A 23519-nucleotide genomic window follows, 5' to 3' on the forward strand; every position below is an offset into this window, starting at 1 on the left:
GCCCAGTACCAAGAAAGAATTAGTGGATATGGCTAATCAACTCATCCTCCCTTTCTAGCAAGGTAAAGTGACTGGCTGCTATTTCAAACAGCTGTAGTTGGGCGATATTTTCAACACCAGTATCAATGTTGTTAAACCGATATTGCTGGTATTCCTCATTATCTATCTCCTCTGTCGCCTTAAACAGCACGATCTGCGTATGTTTCAACACGGCAGAAAGTGGCTGTGCATTCAATACCTTATCGCTTATGGCAACCGATTCGACATTATGTCTTAAATAATGTGGGATTTGTAACCGCTCCATCATAGAGTCCAGGTTAAAGGATGACTCATTCCGCAGATAATGATCTTCGCTTAACAACCAGGTATCCAGCAGATAGACAGTGATCGCCTTAACCCCACGCGCTTCTAAATTGGCCGCGATCTCCAGTGCAATCTTCCCGCCCAACGACCAACCTAATAAAGTGACCGGTTGGGTGATATCAAGCACGCGATCGATATGCTCCAGGTAGAAACGTGCCAATTCATCAAGCCGCTCGACCTTCTGCTCGTGATAGAAGTTATATGAGTCAACCCCATAACAGCAGTAACGCTCACTCAGCCTATTGGCCAAGGATTGGTAGACCGAACAGTTCCCCATCCCAGGGTGAACCATAAACATCTGTGGTTTTTGCGTTACCGTACTAAATGGCACTATCACCTCAAAGGACTTCCCCTGAGCCTGTGCAATGGCTTGCGATAACTCGCTTAGGGTGCGCGCATTGATAATATCAAGCAGACGTATTTTAACCCTCAGCACCTGGTTAATCCGGTTGTTCAGCCTCATCGCCAGGATGCTGTTGCCGCCCAACGCAAAGAAGTTATCCTCCATGCTGATTGCCTCAAATGAAACTTGCAGCGTATCGGCGAGTAACTCACATAGCGTTTTTTCAACCTTGTTTTCCGGTGCCACGTAGGTCACGGAATGGGTTATTTGCGGCTCAGGTAACAACCTTCTGTTCAGCTTACCGTTGGAGGTCACCGGCAGCGCCGTCAAATGAACAAATACGCCAGGTACCATATAATCTGGCAGGGTTTCCCGCAGATGAGCGCATAGCTTTTCGGTGGAAATTTCCTGCGCGGCAACATAATAAGCCACGAGATATTTATCGTTGCTGCCACGCTCACTGGCGATCACCACCGCATGATTAACGTCCGGATAACTGGCCAGGCGCGTTTCGATTTCTCCCAACTCAATACGGTAACCGCGCACTTTAACCTGGAAATCATTGCGACCCAGATATTGGATATTGCCATCGGCTAAATAGCGTACCACGTCGCCGGTTTTATACATCCGGCCATTGTAACCCCGTCGCTTTTCCTCACTGCTCTGGAATGGGTTACTCAGGAAAACCTTATCCGTCAATGGCTTATTATTCACGTAACCTCTAGCAACACCGACGCCACCAATGAATAACTCGCCAATAGCCCCCGGTGGAATGGGTTGCATTTGTGCATTCAGCACGTAGGCGGAAGTATTGTCGATCGGCTTACCGATTAACACATCCTTGATGGAGCGTGCGTTACAGTCGTAGAACAGCACATCCACCGTCGCTTCCGTTGGGCCATAGAGATTGTGGATCTGGCAATACGGCAGTAAGCGCTGGCATTTTCTGACTTCCCCCACGTTTAACGCCTCTCCGCTGCAAAACAGGTAGTTAAGGCTGCCCAGTTTTGCCTGCAACGCACTCTGCCCTTCCAGGGTTTCAAGGAATGCCGACAGCATTGAAGGTACGAAATGGAGCGTCGTTACCTGTTGCTGTTCAATCAGTTCTGCCAGATAAACATTATCTTTATAGGCCTCCTGCGAGGCAAAAACGGTACAGGCCCCGAACCAGTTAGCCCAGAACAGCTCCCACACTGAAACATCGAAGGTGTAGTTGGTCTTTTGCAAGATACGATCCTGCGCCGTGATCGGATATTGCTTATGCATCCAGACAATACGGTTGATCACGCTGTGATGCTCTAGCATGACGCCTTTAGGATTGCCCGTGGTCCCGCTGGTATAGATGATGTAAGCCAAATCGGTAGACCGCACCGATGAAGGCTGGTTTTCGCCTGAGTAGCGGGCAACGTCAGCTGAGATTTCCCGATCGGCGATATCAATGACGGTTCTGCCGGTTGCTGCTAGCGCTGCGGCTTTCTCATCGCCGGGGTGTGCCGTCAAGATGATATCGATACCGGCGTTGTCTAACATGTAACTGACCCGGTCATCCGGCGCCAGCGGATCCAGTGGTACGTAAGCGCCCCCCGCCTTGAGAATGGCCAGTATCGCGACCTGCATATGCTCAGAGCGGTTTAAACACAACGCCACCAGATCGCCAGTGCGGACAGCAAAGCGTTCTCTCAAGTAAACCGACAAGCGGTTAGCGCGTTCATTTAGCTGCCGATAGGTCAGGCTCACCCCCTCAAACACCAGTGCGATATTCTCTGGGGTCCTTGCTACCTGCGCCTCGAACATTTCGTGGATCGTCATCTCACGTGGGTAGTCGCATTCGGTGCGGTTCCCCTGGCAAATGATTTGCTCGTATTGCGCCGAATCCAGGTACTGGAGCTCCGCAAGGGAACGCCCCTGGCTGCACAGCGTACCCAGTTGGCGCAGGATATGCTGATAGGTCGCAATGTAGTTCTGCATCGTTTGCCCGCTGAACAGCGCCGTCGCATAGTTGAAGACGCCACCGATCGCCTCTTCACTGTCGTCCATCATCACGGTCAAATCGAACTTCGCCGCCCGATACGCCCCTTCTTGCGCGTCATACTGCTCAAACAGGCTTTCTCCTTCGGTACGTCCTGCTGCCCCAAACGATTGGAGACTGAACATCACCTGGAATATCGGGTGCCTTGAACTGTCTTTTTCCGTTTTCAGCACTTCAACCAGCTTTTCGAAAGGCAGATCCTGATGGGTATGCGCTTCACTGACCTGTTGGCCCGTTTCGCCAATAAATTCTCTGACCGTTTGGCTGACGTCTATCTGCCGTCTGAGGACCAGCGTATTGACGAACAGGCCCAGGGTGTCTTCCACCCCCGGGTAATGCCTGCCCGCTATCGGTGTCCCCAACACGATATCCCGCTGGTTACTGTAAACCCCCAGCAGCAGGTAATAGCCGCTCAGCAGTACCGTGTACAGGCTGACGTTCAACGAGGCGGCCAACGCCCGCAGCTCGGCACTGGTCGCCGCATCCAGTTGGAAGGTGATATCGTCGCCACGGTAATCCAATTGCAGTGGGCGCACATGGTCCGTCGGCAGGTTGAGCGGCTCATGGTCCGCCAGTTGCCCATGCCAGTAGGCCAGTTGTTTGTCCAGCGTGGCACCTTGCAGGTGTTGGCGCTGCCACAGCGCAAATTCCCGGTACTGCACCGGCGGGGCCGGGAGTTCATGGCTGGCCTCTCCGGTGAACACGCGGTAATAGTGCAGCAACTCTTTTAACAGCAGATCTACCGACCAGCCGTCAAACGCGATGTGGTGAATGACGATGCTGAAGTAGTGGCTCCCCGCCAACGTATAACTGCTGGCTGCAATTGGGCACTCCTGCGCCAGATCAAATACCCGGTGCTGATGCTCATGCAGCCGCGCATGCAGCGCTTGCACGCTGTCGCATGTTTCGTGCGGTAGGCTCAGTGAGAATGTCTCGGCTGGCAGGATCTGTTGATACCCCTGCCCGTCGTCATCACACAGGATCAGGGTGCGCAGCACTTCGTGCCGGTCAACCACCTTCATCAGGGCCTGTGCCACTTTCTGCGGATCGGTACCGGCCTGCAGTTTGAGCGTCAGTGGGACGTTGTAGGCGTTGCTGCCTTCTTCATAACGGTCGATAAACCACAGGCGCTCCTGGGCAAACGACAGCCGCTGTTCCTCAGGCCGGGCGATCGACGGTGCCTGGATGATCTGGCTACCCTGCGCGGTATTATCAATAAATGCCGCCAGCGCACGGATGGATCTCAGGCGGAACAGGTCAGAGACATGCACGCTTTTTTCTAACGCGCGGGTCAAACGGCCCACCAGCTTGATCGCCAGAATGCTGTTGCCCCCCAGGCGATAGAAGTCGTCCAGCACGCTGAGGCTGTCCTGCGGGAGGGCGAGCAGCTCGGCGAAGACCTCGGCCAGTTGCTGCTCGGTCGCCGTCTCTGGTGCTAACCGATCTGCCTGCGCCTCAAACGTCGGGACCGGCAAGGCGGCACGATCAACCTTGCCGTTGACGGTCATCGGTAGCGACAGCAGGTGAACCAGGGCAGACGGCACCATGTAGTCCGGCAGAACCTGTTGCAGATGGGCGCGCAACACATCTTGCTCCAAGGGGGCCTGTGCGACGTAGTATGCCGTCAGATGGGTATGCCCCGCCGGGTTAGTGCTCGCCAGGACCAGTGCCTGCTGGATGGCAGGATGCTCGATCAGCCGGGCTTCGATCTCCCCCGGCTCAATACGGAAGCCACGGATCTTGACCTGGAAGTCATTGCGGCCCAGGTATTCGATATTACCGTCCGGCAGGTAACGGCCCCTGTCCCCGGTTTTGTAAAGGCGGGCGTTTTCACCACGGCTGCGCTCGGCGTCACTGCGGAACGGGTTGGCAATAAACGCGTCCGCTGTCGCCTGCGGGTTATTCAGATAGCCGCGTCCAACGCCAGCACCACCGATATACAGCTCACCAATCGCACCTTGTGGGACGGGGCGAAGGTGGCGATCCAGCAGATAGACGCAAACGTTGTTGATCGCCTTGCCGATATTGGTATTGGCATCACCAGGTTGATAGATCCGCGCCGTCGCCCAAACGGTGGTTTCGCTAGGCCCGTAACCGTTGATCAAACGGACTCCGGCCTCACAGTAGCGGTCAATCATCGCCGCATCGAGACACTCCCCACCAACGACCAGCGTGGACAGTTCCAGAAGTTCATTTTGTGCCAGTAACGCCGGAGGAATAAAGGCGAAATCGATAGCGTGATCCCTGATATAGGCAGAGAGCGCGATAAAGTCGAGACGTTGGTGTTCTGCCAGAATATGCAGGCAATGGCCATTCAACAAGGCACAGAAGACATCTAGCGCATGGGCATCGAAAACATATTCCGAGTACCACAACGTGTTTAGTCTGGCAGACTGCTCATAGCCCGAAGGCATACCTAGCAGGTCTGACTGACCTTGCGCCAGGTTGATTAACGAGTGATGTTCAATCATCACCCCTTTTGGCCGGCCAGTGGTGCCGCTGGTATAGATGATATAAGCCAAATCGTCTGGCTGCGTGCGTGACGGTACATTGCTGTCGTCGAGCTGCGCCAGCCTGTTGGCCAGTTGCGGGTTATCAATATCCAGCAGAGGGAAACCACAGCCAGCGATGCGTGCACCATAATGCTGCTGCGTCAGGATCAACACCGGTTTAACGTCGTCGACCAGCAGACTCAAGCGCTCCAACGGTGCCTGAGGGCTAATCGGGACATAGGCCGCCCCGGCCTTGAGCACGGCCAGCATGGCAATAACCATATGGGCCGACTTATCAAAATAGAGGGCAATCGCGCTGTCAGGCTGTATCGCAAAGTTCGCCTGCAGGTAAGCCGCCAACTGGTTCACCCGCTGATTTAACTCGCGATACGTCAACCGCGTATCCTGATATACCAACGCCAAAGCATCCGGCGTTCTGGCGGCCTGCGCTTCAAACATCTGACCGACCAGTTTATTTCGCTCCACGGCAACCTGAACCCGCGGCTGGTTTGCTACCAGCTGCGTATAGTCGTCCTTCGTCAGCAGCGATAACGCCTGGGGACCCATGGCAGGGTCCGCGATCAGTTGCTGTACGGTGAGCCGAATTCCCTGCAGCACGCCTTCAATGGCCGAACGGCTAAACAGCTCGCCCGCATAGTTGATCTTGAACTCAATCCGTCCATCCTGTTCGTACACCATGATGCCCAGCGGGTAATCCAGTTTTTCATCACTGTCCTCAAACTCGAGTTTGAACAGACTCTCGCCGTTATCGGCAGGCACCGGATAGTTTTCAAACACGAATAGCGAGTTGAACAGACGTACCCCCGCCTTTTGCAGTGTGATCAGGCTGATATTGCTGTAGCTATTGATGTCATTAATATGGGCCTGCAGGCGTTTGACATTCTCGATGATCGCCTCATCGGTATGTGCCAGAACGACAGGCAACGTATTGATATATAACCCAACAGAGCGCTCTATCTCCTCCACCGGCAGGTTACGGCCAGACACCGTCATGCCCACAATAGTCACGTCCGCATGGCTATAAAGGCTGAGCTGTTGGTGCCAGCAATACTGCATCAGCGCATTCAGCGTCACGCCATGCTGCCGCGAGAGCGCCTTCAGCCCGTGGTAAAGCTCACCGGCCAATGCGGTCGACACGCTCTGGGGGTCTTGCAGGTGTTTATATTCACTTAAATTGACGTGTTTCATCTCCGGCTTTAGCAGACCGGTGAGATTCTCTTGCACCTCCAAGCCACCCAGATAGTTTTGCCAGAACTGCTCGGTTTCCTGGCTAACCGTCTGTAGCAATGCCTGCGCCTCCAGATAGCTTTGATCTGCGGCTTGCTCCGGCGCGCTTCCCTGTTGCAGGGCCAGATAATTTTGGTGCACGTCGTTGAGCAAGATCGGCAGGCTCCAGCCGTCCAGAATCGCGTGATGGTTATTAAACAAACAAATGTAGTGTTCGGCCGCGCACTTAACGATATACAGCCGGAATAACCCGTTAGCAGACAAATCGAAATGGGTCTGCTGATCCTGCTTGATGAGTTCAGCCACGGTGCTTGCTTGTGCACGTTCGTCCTGCTCACTGATATCGATAAACTGCCAACCAAAGGTGCCTTGCTTATCGACAATCTGCACAAACTCTTCCTGCCAGGAGAATCTTAGCCGCAGCGCCGGATATTTCGCCTGGCTGCATTGCCACGCCCGTTTTAACAGCTCGACATCCAACGCATTGCGATAGTGCCAGACCATTTGCGTACGATAGGCGTTGTCGATATCGCCTTGCAGTACGTAATGATAAATAAACCCTTGTTGCAGGCTGTTAGCCGGATAAATCGCCACCACCTCTTCATCCTGCTGGAGGTGCGCTAACAATTCACCGGAGACCACGCCATTAACATCAGACTCGGTGAGATAAGAGCGAGATGACCGCTTAAGCTCGTCGATCAACTGGATTAACCGCTGGCGATAAGTCGTGGCGAACAGTTCGAGCTGCCCCGGGCTGAGATCACCCTCGACCAGGAACTGTAATTGGCCATTGAGCACACCGCCGTTCAGCGCTAAAAAGTCCGTTGTGCGGTTATTCGCTGATAATGCCGACCCCGTAGACTCCTGAACAAACGCCCACTCGCCATCCCGTTCATCACCATCAAACTGGCCAAGGTAGTTGAAGGTCACTGCCGGCAATGCCTGCGCATCATAGCCAACCAACACGCCATAACCTAAGCCATGGTGAGGAGGGGTTCGCAGCCTGTCTTTAATCAGCGGTAAATTGCGTACAAGGTCACGATGCTCAATACGCAGATTGACCGGATACATGCAGGTAAACCAACCGACGGTATTGTTGATATCCACATCGTCAAACATCGCCTCTCTGCCATGCCCTTCCAGCAGGACATACTGGCTGTCACCGCCAACCACCTGCGACAACGCATCCGCCAGTACGGTCAGCAGAATATCGTTCACCTCGGTGTGATAAACATGATGAAGGTCTCGCAACAGACAACCGGTTTGCTGTTGCGACAGGCTTATCATCGTACGATTGAGCGTCCCCACGCGATGGGCGTCCAAACGCTGGTGCCAGGCGTCCAAATCCGTGGTCAGGTTCTCCCAGTAGTGCCTCTCATCCCTATGGTTGTTCACGGCAACGGCTGGGTAGTTTTGCAGTGAGTTGACCCATTGGCGGTAACTCGTGCCTTTCTGGCCCAGGATAGTTTGCGCATCAGCCGTCGCATCAAGGTTATCGCCTTGTGCTGCAAAGAACTGATAAAGCGTGCGTAAGTCGTGGTTAATAATCCGCCAGCTGACCGCATCAATATTGAGATGGTGTACCGCTACATGGATACGCGCAGTCTCGTCAGCGTAGCCTGCAATATAACCGATATGGAATAGTGGCCCTTCTGCCAGGCAAAAACGGTTCTGCCAGGCCGTCAACTGCGCATCGAGCTGAACGGCTGTGAAATCCTGTTGATTGATCGCATCAAATGGCAACGTCGCTATCGTTTGACGATAGTGGCCGACAGCGGCATCTTTCGGGTAAACGGCACGCAAAATATCATGGTATTCAACCAGTTTAGCCACGCTCAAACGCAGTAACTCAACGTTTAACGTTGGCACTTTGACCATAAATGCCTGGTTCCAATGCCCAGCATCAGGCAATTTCCCCGCCTCGACGGCCTGGAAGAACCAGCGCTGGATCGGCGCCAAGGGTAGCTCATCCGCCAGCATGCCCGCCTCTGACTGGATAACCGGCAAATTGTCACCCTGACGTTGCAGCAGGTAAGTGCTCAATGCTTTGGCCGTTCTGTGGGCAAAGATGTCTTTCACCGTGAGATGGTGGCCAGATAACTTTTTGAGTTTATTCGCCAGTTGGATACTGCTGATACTGTCCCCACCTAAACGGAAGAAATCATCGGTGATCCCCACCGCATAATCCTTAAGCTGTAATACCTCCGCAAATACGCGGCAGATCAGCATTTCACTCTCGTTGGCTGGGGCCACGTAGTTCGCCTCATCCGTTAATATCGGCAGAGGTAAGGCTTTGCGATCCAACTTATTGTTCATGTTCATCGGCAATGCCGTTAAATGAACAAACGCCGTAGGGATCATATAGGCAGGTAAACGCTGTTGCAGATGCTCAGACAGCACATCTGCTGGCAATGCGTCTGGCGCAACATAATAGGCCACCAGGTACTTTTGCCCCGAGTCATGCTCCAGCGCCAGGACCACTACCTGTTCAATCTGTGGATATTGGGTCAGACAACTTTCGATTTCGGCCAATTCGATCCTGAAGCCACGGATCTTCACCTGGGCATCATTACGCCCAATATAGTCAATCTTGCCGTCGTTCAGGTAACGGACTAAATCGCCTGTTTTATACAGCCGATCGTGACGTCCTCGTGCTTTATCTTCATCACTTTGCAATGGATTGACGATAAACGCCTGATGAGTCGCCTCAGGGTTATTTAAATAGCCACGACCTACACAGTCACCACTGATATAGAGCTCACCCACGGCACCCGCAGGGAGCGGCCGTAGACAACCGTCCAGAATATAAGCGTCAGCATTGCCTATTGGCCGGCCAATGATGGTATTGCTATCGCCCGTTTGGTAAACGTTCCTGGTGACAAAGACCGTGGTTTCCGTTGGGCCATAACAGTTAACTACTTTTACCCCCTGAGCGCTATAGCGCTCCATCACGCTGCTACTGGCCACCTCCCCTCCCAGGATTAGCGTGGAAAGCCCCAGTGTTTCATTGTTATTTAGCAGCGCAGGGGGCACAAAGCCGATATCAATGGCATGTTGTTTAATGTAGGCAGCAAGCGCACCGAAATTCAAACGTATCTCTTTAGACAAGACATGTAAGCAATGGCCGGTCAGCAACGGGCTGAACACATCCAGAACATGCGCATCAAAGGTATAATTTGAATAGAAAAGGTAACTTTTTGTCGGCTCTCCAACCTGGCAGATCTCAGTGCCAAAGATACTCCGCTGAGCCTCCACAAGATTGGCGACAGAATGATGCTCAATCATCACCCCTTTAGGGGTTCCCGTCGTCCCGCTGGTATAGATGACATAAATCAAATTGTCAGGTTTGGTTTGGGTTGCCACGTTAACCACCTGGTGGCTAGCAGCCCGCGTTATCAACTCAGGATCGTCCACGCACAGCAGCGCCGTCTTCTGTGGATCAATCAGCTTGGCCAGCGCCTCTTGCGTGCCCAACTCCGTCAGAATAACGCGGGAATGAATATTTTCTATCGTCCAGAGCATTCTCTCTGCGGGCATATCGGGGCTAAGCGGTACATAGGCGGCACCGGCCTTCAACACCGCCAGGATACTCACGATCATGCGCTCCGATCTTTCCAGGCAAAGCCCGATCAGATCGTCCGGTTGTAAAACAAACTGCGCTCTCAAGTAAGCCGCCAACCGGTTGGCGCGTTCATTCAACTGCCGATAGGTCAGGCTCACGCCCTCAAACACCAGTGCGATATTCTCTGGGGTTCTTGCTACCTGTGCCTCGAACATTTCGTGGATCGTCATATCCCGTGGGTAGTCGCATTCGGTGCGGTTCCCCTGGCGGATGATTTGCTCGTATTGCGTCGTATCCAGGTACTGAAGCTCCGCAAGGGAACGCCCCTGGCTGCACAGCGAACCCAGTTGGCGCAGGATATGCTGGTAGGTCGCAATGTAGTTCTGCATCGTTTGCCCGTTGAACAGGGCCGTCGCATAGTTGAAGACGCCACCGATCGCCTCTTCACTGTCGTCCATCATCACGGTCAAATCGAACTTCGCCGCCCGATACGCCCCTTCTTGCGCGTCATACTGCTCGAACAGGCTTTCTCCTTCGGTACGTCCTGCTGCCCCAAACGATTGGAGACTGAACATCACCTGGAATATCGGGTGCCTTGAACTGTCCTTTTCCGTTTTCAGCACTTCAACCAGCTTTTCGAAAGGCAGATCCTGATGGGTATGCGCTTCACTGACCTGTTGGCCCGTTTCGCCAATAAATTCTCTGACCGTTTGGCTGACGTCTATCTGCCGTCTGAGGACCAGCGTATTGACGAACAGGCCCAGGGTGTCTTCCACCCCCGGGTAATGCCTGCCCGCTATCGGTGTCCCCAACACGATATCCTGCTGGTTACTGTAAACCCCCAGCAGCAGGTAATAGCCGCTCAGCAGTACCGTGTACAGGCTGACGTTCAACGAGGCGGCCAACGCCCGCAGCTCGGCACTGGTCGCCGCATCCAGTTGGAAGGTGATATCGTCGCCACGGTAATCCAATTGCAGTGGGCGCACATGGTCCGTCGGCAGGTTGAGCGGTTCATGGTCCGCCAGTTGCCCATGCCAGTAGGCCAGTTGCTTGTCCAGCGTGGCACCTTGCAGGTGTTGGCGCTGCCACAACGCAAATTCCCGGTACTGCACCGGCGGTGCCGGGAGTTCATGGCTGGCCTCTCCGGTGAACACGCGGTAATAGTGCAGCAACTCTTTTAACAGCAGATCTACCGACCAGCCGTCAAACGCGATGTGGTGAATGACGATGCTGAAGTAGTGGCTCCCCGCCAGCGTATAACTGCTGGCTGCAATTGGACACTCCTGCGCCAGATCAAATACCCGGTGCTGATGCTCATGCAGCCGCGCATGCAGCGCTTGCACGCTGTCGCATGTTTCGTGCGGTAGGCTCAGTGAGAATGTCTCTGCTGGCAGAATATGTTGATACCCCTGCCCGTCGTCATCACACAGGATCAGGGTTCGCAGCACTTCGTGCCGGTCAACCACCTTCATCAGGGCCTGTGCCACTTTCTGCGGATCGGTACCGGCCTGCAGCTTGAGCGTCAGTGGGACGTTGTAGGCGTTGCTGCCTTCTTCATAACGGTCGATAAACCACAGGCGCTCCTGGGCAAACGACAGCCGCTGCTCCTCAGGCCGGGCGATCGACGGTGCCTGGATGATCTGACTACCCTGCGCGGTATTATCAATAAATGCCGCCAGCGCACGGATGGATCTCAGGCGGAACAGGTCAGAGACATGCACGCTTTTTTCTAACGCGCGGGTCAAACGGCCCACCAGCTTGATCGCCAGGATACTGTTGCCCCCCAGGCGATAGAAGTCGTCCAGCACGCTGAGGCTGTCCTGCGGGAGGGCGAGCAGCTCGGCGAAGACCTCGGCCAGTTGCTGCTCGGTCGCCGTCGCTGGTGCCACCCGGTCTGCCTGCGCCTCAAACGTGGGGACAGGCAAGGCCGCGCGATCGACCTTGCCGTTGACGGTCATCGGTAGCGACAGCAGGTGAACCAGGGCAGACGGTACCATGTAGTCCGGCAGAACCTGTTGCAGATGGGCGCGCAACACATCTTGCTCCAAGGGCTCCTGTGCGACGTAGTATGCCGTCAGATGGGTATGCCCCGCCGGGTTAGTGCTCGCCAGGACCAGTGCCTGCTGGATGGCAGGATGGTCGATCAACCGGGCTTCGATCTCCCCCGGCTCAATACGGAAGCCACGGATCTTGACCTGGAAGTCATTGCGGCCCAGATATTCGATGTTACCGTCCGGCAGGTAACGGCCTTGATCCCCCGTTTTATAAAGGCGGACGCTTTCACCACGGCTGCGTTCGGCGTCACTGCGGAACGGATTGGCAATAAACGCGTCCGCTGTCGCCTGCGGATTGTTCAGATAGCCGCGCCCAACGCCAGCGCCACCGATATACAGCTCACCGATTGCCCCCTGTGGGACGGGGCGCAGCTGTTCGTCGAGTATATACAGCTGGGTATTACTGATTGGCTGACCGATGGGTACGGTGTAATCAAACGCCTGCGACGCCGTATTGGTCAAATAGGCCGTGGCGTAGGTTGTCGTTTCCGTCGGCCCGTAAACATGCACCAACTTGACCTGCGGATAAAGCGCTCTAAAACGATTAACATGGTTAACGGACACCTGCTCACCGCCGAACAGCAGGTAGTTCAACTGCTGCAAACCAGGCAGTTCAGCATCCACCAACGTATTAAAGAAGGCGGTCGTGGCAAAGAAATTGCTGATCTGACGATCGACAATAAGCTGAGAGAGACGGTCTAAGTCCAGGATATTTGGCTTATCGGCAATCACCAATGCGGCGCCATTTAACAACGCCCCAAAGATGTCATAAATGGAGGCATCAAACTGATAGCCTGAAATACCAAGAATGCGATCCTGTTCACCGATCTCAACATAATTGGGATTAATCACCAGCCGGTTCACACAGCGTTGCTCTATCAACGTCCCTTTAGGATATCCCGTCGTGCCACTGGTATAAATGACATACGCCAGATCGTGGGGGCCGGTATTGCTGCATGGGTTATCTGTTGCACAGTGCGCCAAACGCGCGGTGGTTTCCGGTGTGTCAAGAGGGATAAGCATGGCGCCGGGTGCCATCTGGTCTAGCCTTTGCAAAGCCTGCCGTTGGCAAAGCACCGCTTTTACCTTGGCATCCGCAATAATATAGCCATTGCGCTCATCGGGGGAATCGGGATCCATCGGCACATAGGCCGCGCCCGCTTTCAGTATGGCCAGAATGCCAATGACCAACTGCTCACTGCGCTCAAGATAGAGACCCACGAGATCGTTGGCGCGCAGCTGGCAACATTGCTGTAAATAGTGCGCAAGTCGGTTCGCCTGTTGATTTAACTGTGCGTACGTTAACACCACGTCGTTAAATTCTACGGCGACGCTGTCTGGTGAGGCGGCCACGCGAGCTTCAAACAGTGCGGCGAGGGTTTTATCATGCTCGTAGGGCCTGCGGGTATCATTCCACTGGTGGATCATCGTTTGATACTGCGCCGCCTGTAGATAAGGCAACTCGGTTTGAGACTGAGAGGCTCCCTGAACAATATTTTCTACCAGCGTCCTCATCGTGTTCAGCAGTTGTTCGATCAACACGTCGTCAAACAGTTCACCGGCATAATGCAGGCTCAACGCCAGATGTTGCTGTTCCAACACGGTCACCACCAACGGATAATCTTGCTTCTCGTTAGCACTGCCGAAACGTAGCCGTAAATCGCTATCGATGTCCCCTGTGGGCATCGGGTAGTTTTCAAAGACAAACAAAGAGTTGAACAGGCGTTTTCCTGCCGGTTGTAGCTCAGCCAGATTGACATGGCTGCGGGTATTCGCTTCGTTGATCGCGTCCTGCAGGTTTTGAATAGCCGTGAGGATCGACACAAAAGCCTGATGATCGACGATCAGCGGCAGTGTGTTGATCAATAATCCTACCGTTTGATCCACGCCATCCACGGGCAGGTTACGGCCTGAAACCACCGTGCCAACGATGCTGGCCGCATTGCCAGAATAAATACTGAGCACTTTGTGCCAGCAATATTGCAATAGCGCATTCAGGGTTATCGCGTTCTCGGCGGTGAACGATTTCAGCTGTTGGTAACAAGGTTCATCAAACATCAACTGCTGTGTTTTCGGCGTTTTAATGTGCTTATATTCATTTAACTGAACGTGCTTCGCCTGCCCGCACAGCAAGATATTTAAATCTTCGGGTTCATCCTGTGCAGCCAGATAGTCCCGCCAGTAGGGTAAATGCTCGCTTTTGTGCGACTGTATATAGCGCTGAACCTGGTGGAAACCGTGGTCACCTTCCTGCTTCAACGTTTCACCACGCAACAACGCCAGATAGAATTTATGCACCGCTTCAATCAGTAGCGGGTTACTCCAGCCATCCATGATGGCGTGGTGGCAGCTGAAAATGCAGCGGTAACGTTCATCCGCATTTTTGACCACATAGACACGGAAGATCCCACTGATCGACAAATCGTAAGGCCGTGCTCGATCCTGGGCAGATAAATCAGAGAAGAAGGCTTGCTGTTGGTGCTCGCTTTTTCCACTGAGATCAAAGAAATGCCAGTTCAGTGCGGCATGGGCATCAACAATCTGCACCAACTCTTCATCCCAATTAAACCGCAGGCGGAGCGTTGGATAATGCTGCTGAGCATGTAACCATGCCTGCTTCAGACAGGCGATATCGAGCGCATTGTCATAGTCCCAGAACATCTGAGTATGGTAGGCATCGTCGACTTCACCCTGCGATAGCGCGTGGTAAATAAAGCCTTCCTGCAAACTATTGGCCAGATACACCGACTCCAGCTCGGTATCACACTGTAGAGCGTCAAGTGTTGCTTGAGGTATTACCCCGTCAATATCTCGCGCGGTCAGATAAGTGCGGCTTTCCGCCATCAGGCGCTCAATAACGCCTGCAATCGCCCCCTGGTAACGGCTCGCCAGGTGTTGCAATACTTCGTCTGCCAGGTAACCGGAGAGGCGTATTCTCAGTTCCCCCCCAACTACACCACAGTTGACGCTGAGCAGATGCGCTTCACCATTCTCATGCGCAACGGTTTGTCCGCTGTTTGTAGGGCTGAAGCACCATCCCTCCTGCTGCACCTCATCAAAGCGCCCTAAATAGTTAAAGCTAACCGGTGGCAGCAGGTCGGCGTCATACCCCATCAACGGCGCAAATCCAACGCCCCGGCGCGGGATCCCGCCAACGGTCTCTTTGACGGTCACGATCCGTTGATGCCAGTCCCCCTCGCTGCTCAAGCAGACCGGGTACATAGTGGTCAACCAACCTACCGTACGGTTGATATCGACGCTGGTATCGAGCGCTTCCCGGCCATGGCCTTCCAACGTCAGGTACTGGGTATGCAGCCCGGTAAACTCTTTGAGGATCTCAACAAAGCTCGCTAACAGAAGATCGTTAACCTGGGTATTGAACACATGATGCACCCCGCCCAACAGATGCTGCGTTAAGGTTTTGTTTAACGATAGCTCGCGTTGGCTCAACGATGGTGAGGTGAAAAGCGGCGCTATCCGTTGGCGATAGTCACCAAGACCGCCAATCACAGTACGCCAATAAAGAGTTTCCTCATTGGCTCCCTGATGGTTGGCATAATCCTGTATCTGGGCAGCCCACTGACGATAACTGGTGGGTTTATCACCTAAAATCTCAACGGGATCGCTAATACCCGCCGCGTTTCCTTCCAGCGCGCGATAAACCCTTTCCAGATCCTGTTTGATGATATGCCAACTTACCGCATCCATAATCAGGTGATGGAAAGCAAAGTGCAGCTTGGCCCGCGGCGCATTTTCGCTTGTTATATAGCCAATATGGCACAGCTTGCCGCCAAAGATATCAAACTCACTTTGCCACCGATCAAATAGCGCGATTTGTTGCTCGGCACCCACGGGCTCATCAATAACCGACAGCGGTATTTCGCCGATTTCTGATTGGTAGTGCTGGCTGTAACCACCATCACTGTCATGCGCAAAGACCAGTCTCAGGGCATCATGATAGGCAAATAACAACGCCAGGCTCTTGTTGAGTATGCCAATATCCAACTGGGGAACATCCAGCACAAAGGATTGGTTCCAGTGCTGGTAAGCGGCAAAAGTCCCCTGATCGACACGATCGAAGAACCACTGCTGGATCGGCAGCAACTGCGCAGGGCCGCTCAACATCCCCGACTCGGAGAGATGTTTGATGTGATGTTCATCGCCGTCCAGCACGATATTCCGGGCAAGTAAACGAACGGTTTTACAGTCAAAAATATCTTTGACGCTGGCCGCCCCTTTTAGCCTTTGACGGATCATTCTCACCATCTGAATGGCGCTGATACTGTCGCCGCCCAGCTTAAAGAAATCGTCATTAACGCCGACATGGCCCGGCGCCTGACCTAATATCTCACCATAGATCTGGCATAGCGCCATTTCCATCTCATCGGCAGGAGCGACATAGTCATCCTGCCCGCTCAGATCTGGCAGCGGTAACGCCTTACGGTTTAATTTACCGTTAACCGTCATCGGGAACGCCGTTAAATGAACATAGGCCATCGGGATCATATAGTCAGGCAAAGCATCCGCCAGGTGCCCAATGATCTGCTCTTTGTCCAAGGCAACATCCGCAACATAGTAGGCAACTAACGACAGGACTCCCGTCGGGAGCTTATGTGCAATGACCGCCGATTGGATAATCTGCGGAATTTGCACCAGTTGCATTTCAATTTCGCTTAATTCAATTCTGAAACCGCGGATCTTCAGTTGGGAGTCTCGCCTGCCGACATACTCAATGTGACCGTCGGCCAAGCGGCGGGCAAGATCGCCGGTTTTATACAGCCGTGCCGCTTCATTGCGCTGCTTTTGCTCGTCGCTCTGGAAGGGATTGGCGATAAAGGCACGCTCGGTCTGCTGCGTATCATTCAGATATCCCCGGGCCAGGCCAACACCACTGATATAAAGCTCGCCGATCACACCGACGGGGACAGGTGCCAGGTGCTCATCTAAAACATGTACATCAAGATTCAGTAGCGGCAGGCCGATATTGAGGTTGCCATCGCCATTTTCGTAATAGTGCAACGTCGCACAGACACTGCTTTCCGTCGGGCCATAGGCGTTGATGACCGTTGTTCCCTGCGCACGATAACGTTGCATAATTTCACGATTACAAGGTTCACCAGCAACAACCAGAGTAGAGAGCGCCAAAAGGGAGTTTTTATCCAATAATGCCGGGGGAATAGTGGCAATATCAATGCGAGCATCGGCAATATATTCCGCTAACGCGTCAAAATCCTTGCGCTTATTTTCCGGTAAAATATGTATCACATGGCCATTGGCAATCGCCGTAAAGAGCTCAGAGACATGGGCATCAAAAACATAGGCGGCATACCAAAGACATTGCTTTATCGACTCCTCGCCAGGTGCCAAGCCAAACGCTTCGCCCTGAACCAGCGCCAGATTGATTAACCCCGCGTGTTCAATCATCACGCCTTTTGGCTTACCTGTCGTGCCGCTGGTATAAATAATATAGGCTAACTGGTGCAAATTTATGGCGATATCAAGGTTCTCTGACTGCTGCTGAGCAACCAGGTCGCGCTGAAACTGCGGGTTATCAACGGCAATAATCGGCACCTGCGGCAGCTCTGCAATCTGATTCAAATAGCTCACGCTGGCGCTATCGCCCAAGATGGCTTTCGCTTGCGTGTCCTGCAGAATAAAACTTAACCTGTTCCCGGCCTCACCAGGGTTAAGCGGAACATAGGCTGCACCCGTTTTGAGTATGGCAAGAATACATACGGGCATTGCTGCCGACTTTTCAAGGCACAGGGCGACGAAATCGCCGCTCTTGATCCGCAGTTTACACCTTAGGTAATCAGCCAGACGGTTGGCCTGTTGATTAAGCTGTTGATAGGAAAGTGTTTGGTTGCCACAAACAACGGCGCTGCGGGCTGGGTAAGTCGCGGCCATACGCTCAAATTGTTCGACAATCGAATGTTGAGGGACTTTAGCGTCAGCGCATACATGCTGGGTGTGGTGTGGCGGCTGCGCAATCAGCGTGATGGAATTTATTGGCGTGTCTACTTCACCCGCAAGCAGCTTATCAAGCGTATTAATAAACAGATCTTTATACAGATCGATAAATTTCTCAACCAATGAGGCATCAAGGACGTTGCTATCAAACCTGACGCGATAGTTGATACCACTCGCTAACACCTCCTGTTCAAACAGCAGTTCATTCACCAGGTCAATATGGAAGTCGTGATTGACCGACTCATCCACGACGCCACTAAAATGGGTCTGATGATCGCGCAGGAAAGTTTGGGCAAAAGCGACATCCAGTACACCGGTAGCCTCACCACAAGCCAGGATCTCATGGACAGGTAAATATCTAGCTTTTGTCTGTTTTAATGCTTTGTAATAACGATGAACACTGGCAATAACGCTACGGATAGTCGCATCATCCGCAAAGCGATAATCGATAGCCAAGGTATTGATATGCGCGCCATACAACAGCTCCTTACCTTCAGAGATCGCCACCGGGTAAGCGAGCGCAACGGCTTTTTGCCCTGACATTTTGTGTAACAGCAGCGCCATGACCATTTGCCCGAACAGGTAAGTGGTCAACTTATACTTGCGCAGTAACAGCTTTACGCGACGGCTGATATCTTCATCAAAACCAAACAGTAACTCGCTGATCTGACGCCGGGTTGCAGCGGTTGTAAGCTGGCGGCCCGTTTGTAAAAAGCGTAAATCAACGCCTTCAAGATCGCCCAGACGCTCGCGCCAAAACTCACGCATTTGTTCGCCTTTTTCTTGCAGAAGCGTGGCGAAATTATGGCAAAGCTGCTGGTGCATAACCCCCTGTTCCTGCAGCGATGGCACCTGATAGTCGATGCCATTATAGCGTTTACGCCATTTTTCCCAGATCTCTTCGGTACTGATGCCATCGACAACAATATGATGAAAAATAAACAATGTACGGTATCGTTCTGCCCCAAGAGAAATCAAATGTATCCGTACCAGTGGGCCATTTCTTAAGTCAAAGGGGGCAGAAACTAGCGCATAAATTTCTTCATCGGTTAACGGGGTATCGTGATAGGTGACTAAATTGAAAACGGGCTCTCTCGGTACCCAGAAGGCCCCATCAGGTCCGTCATCAATGTTATGACGGGTAATAAAATGCTCGTTAAGCAGCTGTTCAAAACTATCGTTATACTTTTTTTTGTCTATTTCGCCGACAATAGTATTGTCGATCACCATATTGTAATCACTGCGATCGGGATCTTGTAGCCACTCATAATAAAAAATTGTCTGATAGGGGGTGAGCGTTATTTTTTCCATATTATTCGCCATGATTATTTTACTCCTTGAGATATTTTATTTATAAATATTTTGGCTGGCTTGAGCCATAGCACGGCCAACACCGTGAGTATCGACTCACAGCAATAGGTATCACCTGAACGTTATTGTGCCGAGGGTTCAGCAGTACTCGCGGATCAGGGTGAAATTATGGTTTGGCTGATTATTCCCGTGCCAATGCGTCAATGGGATCCAACCGCGCAGCGCTGCGCGCAGGGAGATAACCGAACACGACCCCAATACCGGTGGAACACAGGAACGCACTCAGCAGAGCCACCGGCGGGAAGTTGATCTGCCAGCCCGGCATCGCCAACTGCACCAGCAAGCCGATGGTGAACGACAGCGCAATCCCTAAAATCCCCCCCACCAGGCAGACCAGCACCGCCTCAATCAGGAACTGTTGCAGAACGTCGCCGGAACGAGCGCCTACGGCCATGCGGATGCCGATTTCTCGCGTTCTTTCTGTTACCGAGACCAGCATGATATTCATCACGCCAATCCCACCCACCACCAACGAAATCACCGCCACCAGGATCAGGAACAGTTGCAGCGTACGGGTGGTTTTTTCCGCCGTTTGCACCAGGCTATCCATGTTGTAGGTAAAGAAGTCTTTCTTGCCGTGGCGCAGCGTCAATAGCCGCGTCAGTTGCTGTTCGGCCTCCTGGCTGTTATAGCCATCGCGGATACGCACGGTGATCGAATCGAAGTAGTCGTTGCCCATCAGGCGATTGGCCATCGTGGTATAAGGCACCCAGACGCTGAGCATCTTGCTGCTGCCAAACATGGTTTGCTTTTCCTTGGCCACCCCCACCACGGTCGCAGGCATATTGCCAATCAGGATCACCTCACCCAGCACGTTTTTTTGTTGCGGAAACAGACGGCGCTGGGTGTTGGTATCGATCACCACCGTCTGCGTCTGGGACTCTACCTGCCTGACATCAATAGCCGCCCCCTGAGAAAACTCCATGCCGTACACCCGGAAAAACTGCTCGCTGACGCCCGCCACATTAGCCGCCACATCAATATTGCCAAAGCGCAGACGCATGCTGCTGCGAGTCATGGGAGAAAGCGCGCTGATATAAGGTTGTGCATGCAATGCGCTCAGATCGTCATATTTCAACGCCTGACGGAGGGTTGGGTCATCGTCACCAAAGTCTTTGCCGGGATAGACGTCCACGGTGTTGGTGCCGATGGATTTGATCTCGGCCAATACCTGCTGTTGGACTGCATCACCTATCACCAGGATCGAGATCACCGAGGCAATGCCGATAACGATCCCCAGCATGGTCAATAAGGTGCGCATCTTGTTGGCCGCCATCGCCCACCAGGCCATCGACAACGCCTCCCGGAAACGGTCGGCCATCTGCTGCCAGGAAGGGGCTGGCGTGGCAAGTTCCAACGACTTGGCCTGTGGCTTGCCCTGCGCCTGTGGCCGAGAGTCGCCAATGATTTCGCCATCATGGATTTCGATAATCCGTTCGGCTTGCTGCGCTACCGCCGGATCGTGGGTAACGATGATCACGGTGTGTCCCTGCTCGCACAGCTGCTTGAGGATCGTCATCACCTCTTTACCTGAGTGGCTATCGAGCGCACCGGTTGGCTCATCCGCCAGGATCACCTGGCCACCGTTCATCAATGCCCGCGCAATACTGACACGCTGCTGCTGCCCACCGGATAGCTGGCTTGGCCGATAGGCGATACGTTCCCCCAACCCCAGGCGTTGCAGCAAGGCCGCCGCCCTGGCATGCCGTGCCGAGTTATTCATCCCAGCGTAAACGGCAGGCACCTCCACGTTATGCGCCGCGCTCAGATGTGGCAGCAAATGATAACGCTGGAAGATAAAGCCGAAATGCTCGCGCCGCAGCTGAGCCAATGCATCGCTATTGAGTGTGGCCACGTCCTGCCCGGCCACGCGGTAAATGCCGCTGTTGGGTTTGTCCAGACAGCCGAGAATGTTCATCAGCGTCGATTTACCGGAGCCGGAAGCCCCGATGATCGCCACCATCTCACCGGCATCTATCCGCAGGCTGACGTTTTTCAATACCTCCAGGGTTTGATCGCCGGATTGATAACTACGCCGGATATCACTCAGTTCCAACAGTGCGGCCATCAGCTGTCCTCCACGCCGCCGCGGCTGACAATCACCTCTTCACCGGCAGTCAATCCACTGACAATTTGCACATCCAGGTTGTTACGCATGCCGATCGTCACCTCCCGCAGCTGTTTCTGGCCCTGTTGCAGCACCGCAACGTGGTAACGGTTATCGGCGATCTGCTCTCCTAACGCTACCAGCGGAATCACCAACGCATCGCTGGCACCAGCCAGCTGAATGTGCACCTGCGCGGTCATTTGCAGACGTAGCAATCCCTGTGGATTGGGCACTTCGAAACGCGCGTAATAAAAGATGGCGTTATTGACTTTCTCTGGGGTGGGTTGGATGTCTTTCAGCACGCCCTCAAAGCGTTTGTTCGGATCGCCCAGCACGGTAAACCAGGCTTTCAGCCCCGGCTTGAGGTGGATCACGTCCGCCTCGGAAACCTGGGCCTTCACCAGCATGGTACTCATGTCTGCCAACGTCAGGATGTTGGGGGCCTGCTGTGCGGCGATCACCGTCTGGCCCTGAAAGGTGGTGATCTGCACCACATCACCGTCCATCGGCGCTTCAATGCGGGTATAGGCCAGATTGATCTTGGCGGTATCCAGGCTGGCCTGATTTTTGGCGATCTGCGCCCGGGTGTTTGCCACCTGCGCCTTTTTCACCGCCAGCTCGGTGGTCAATTTATCCAGATCCTGGCGCGATACCGCCTGTACCTTGGCCAGTTCGCGGTTACGCTGCAAGGTGACCTCTGCCAGTTGCAGCTCCGCCTGCGCCTGTTGCAGCTGGGCTTGCAGTTGCTGTAGCGTGGCCTCGCCTTCGCGAATGCTGTTTTGTGCCTGTTGGGGATCGATAATGCCGAGCAGTTGGCCTTTTTGCACCTTATCGCCAATCTCGACCTTCAGGCTCTCTAGCTGTCCGCTGACCTGAGCCCCCACATCAACCTTACGTACCGCATCCAGTTGGCCGGTCGCCAAAACGTTCTGTTGAAAATCACGCTGGGTAACCTTAACGGTTTTAAACTCCGCAGGTAGAGGTTGGCTGAAATGCCAATAGACCAGCATAGCAATTGCTACTAAAGCGCCTCCCCCTAGCAGCCTACGTTTTGTTCGTCCTTTTAACATATGAATATTTTTCCCTAGCTATTTCGTCTATTCCTGCCAATTTCTAGCCGCAAAGCCGCCATCGAATTAAACCATCATGTGAATCCATAAATCCCCACCAAGGCTAATATGTGCACAGAACCTATTATTGATATTACTTATATATTACTTCTGCTTCATAATGTATAAGATATAAATAAAACCATTTACCCACACTTCGGAAATGGCTTTTATCAAGGCACAATGGCGCAGGCCGGATAGCAAAGCCACTGTTCCCCTAATCGTGTGCCAAACCTGTAGTGGACCAAACCTGTAGTGAGCCAATACGTTTAAATTGACATGAGTTATAATAGAACTGATTGAAATTTTGAATGACAACTATTATTGATTAATTTTTCTGATAGTTCAAATGGAATTTTCCCTCTAACCACCCAATCAGCCCTGCATTTATTAGCGAATATTCTTAACAATTAAGTTATTACCTAACAAAAAATGAGAAGTATCTTAACCAAATTTAAGATGGCATGACCACCTGTCGCATGACTGGAGAATTGAGCTATTCACGCAGATTATTTATTACTGCTCATTCTTAAGGATCAAGTTATTACTTAATATAAAACGGGAAATATCTTAGCTAAATTTAAGACAATATAACCAAATGTCGCGTAACCGCAAAATTGAGTTGTTCAGACAGATTATTCTTGGCGCCATCGTGTTGGCACCCTTGATGCCAACACGATACAGACCTCAACCAAGCATTTGAGTTTAGGCAAAAGCCCCTTTAGAGGGCCAACAAGAGTGAGCTGAATCCCGTTTTTCAAATTATCTGGCACCGGCTCTTGCTTGAGAGACAAAAAAGGAGGTTTGGTAGAGGGGATGTTCAGTGGGATCAAACTAACGCTCCTGCGGCAACTCCAGACAAAGGCTGATC

General features: G+C 52.9%; 3 protein-coding genes. All 3 read right to left on the bottom strand.

Annotated features, from left to right (window positions below; genetic code table 11):
* Positions 1 to 19: 19 nt before the first annotated feature.
* The 3 genes from IMQ33_RS25480 to macA all read right to left on the bottom strand — a co-directional run bounded on the left by IMQ33_RS25480 (position 20) and on the right by macA (position 22609).
* The gene (locus tag IMQ33_RS25480; RefSeq protein WP_196062587.1) at positions 20 to 19384 is read right to left on the bottom strand and encodes a non-ribosomal peptide synthetase; all 19365 of its coding nucleotides are present in this window, start codon (positions 19382 to 19384) and stop codon (positions 20 to 22) included.
* Between the two features lie 169 nt (positions 19385 to 19553).
* On the bottom strand, positions 19554 to 21500 hold the full coding sequence (macB, locus tag IMQ33_RS25485) for a macrolide ABC transporter ATP-binding protein/permease MacB (RefSeq protein ID WP_186579223.1): 1947 nt from the start codon (positions 21498 to 21500) through the stop codon (positions 19554 to 19556).
* The gene (gene macA, locus IMQ33_RS25490; protein WP_065684631.1) at positions 21500 to 22609 is read right to left on the bottom strand and encodes a macrolide transporter subunit MacA; all 1110 of its coding nucleotides are present in this window, start codon (positions 22607 to 22609) and stop codon (positions 21500 to 21502) included. Before macA ends, macB begins: the two co-directional genes overlap by 1 nt.
* Positions 22610 to 23519 lie beyond the last annotated feature (910 nt).

The sequence above is a fragment of the Serratia sp. Res13-Sevr-LER1-36-b genome (assembly GCF_015673035.1).
In the GTDB taxonomy this organism is placed as follows: domain Bacteria; phylum Pseudomonadota; class Gammaproteobacteria; order Enterobacterales; family Enterobacteriaceae; genus Chania; species Chania fonticola_C.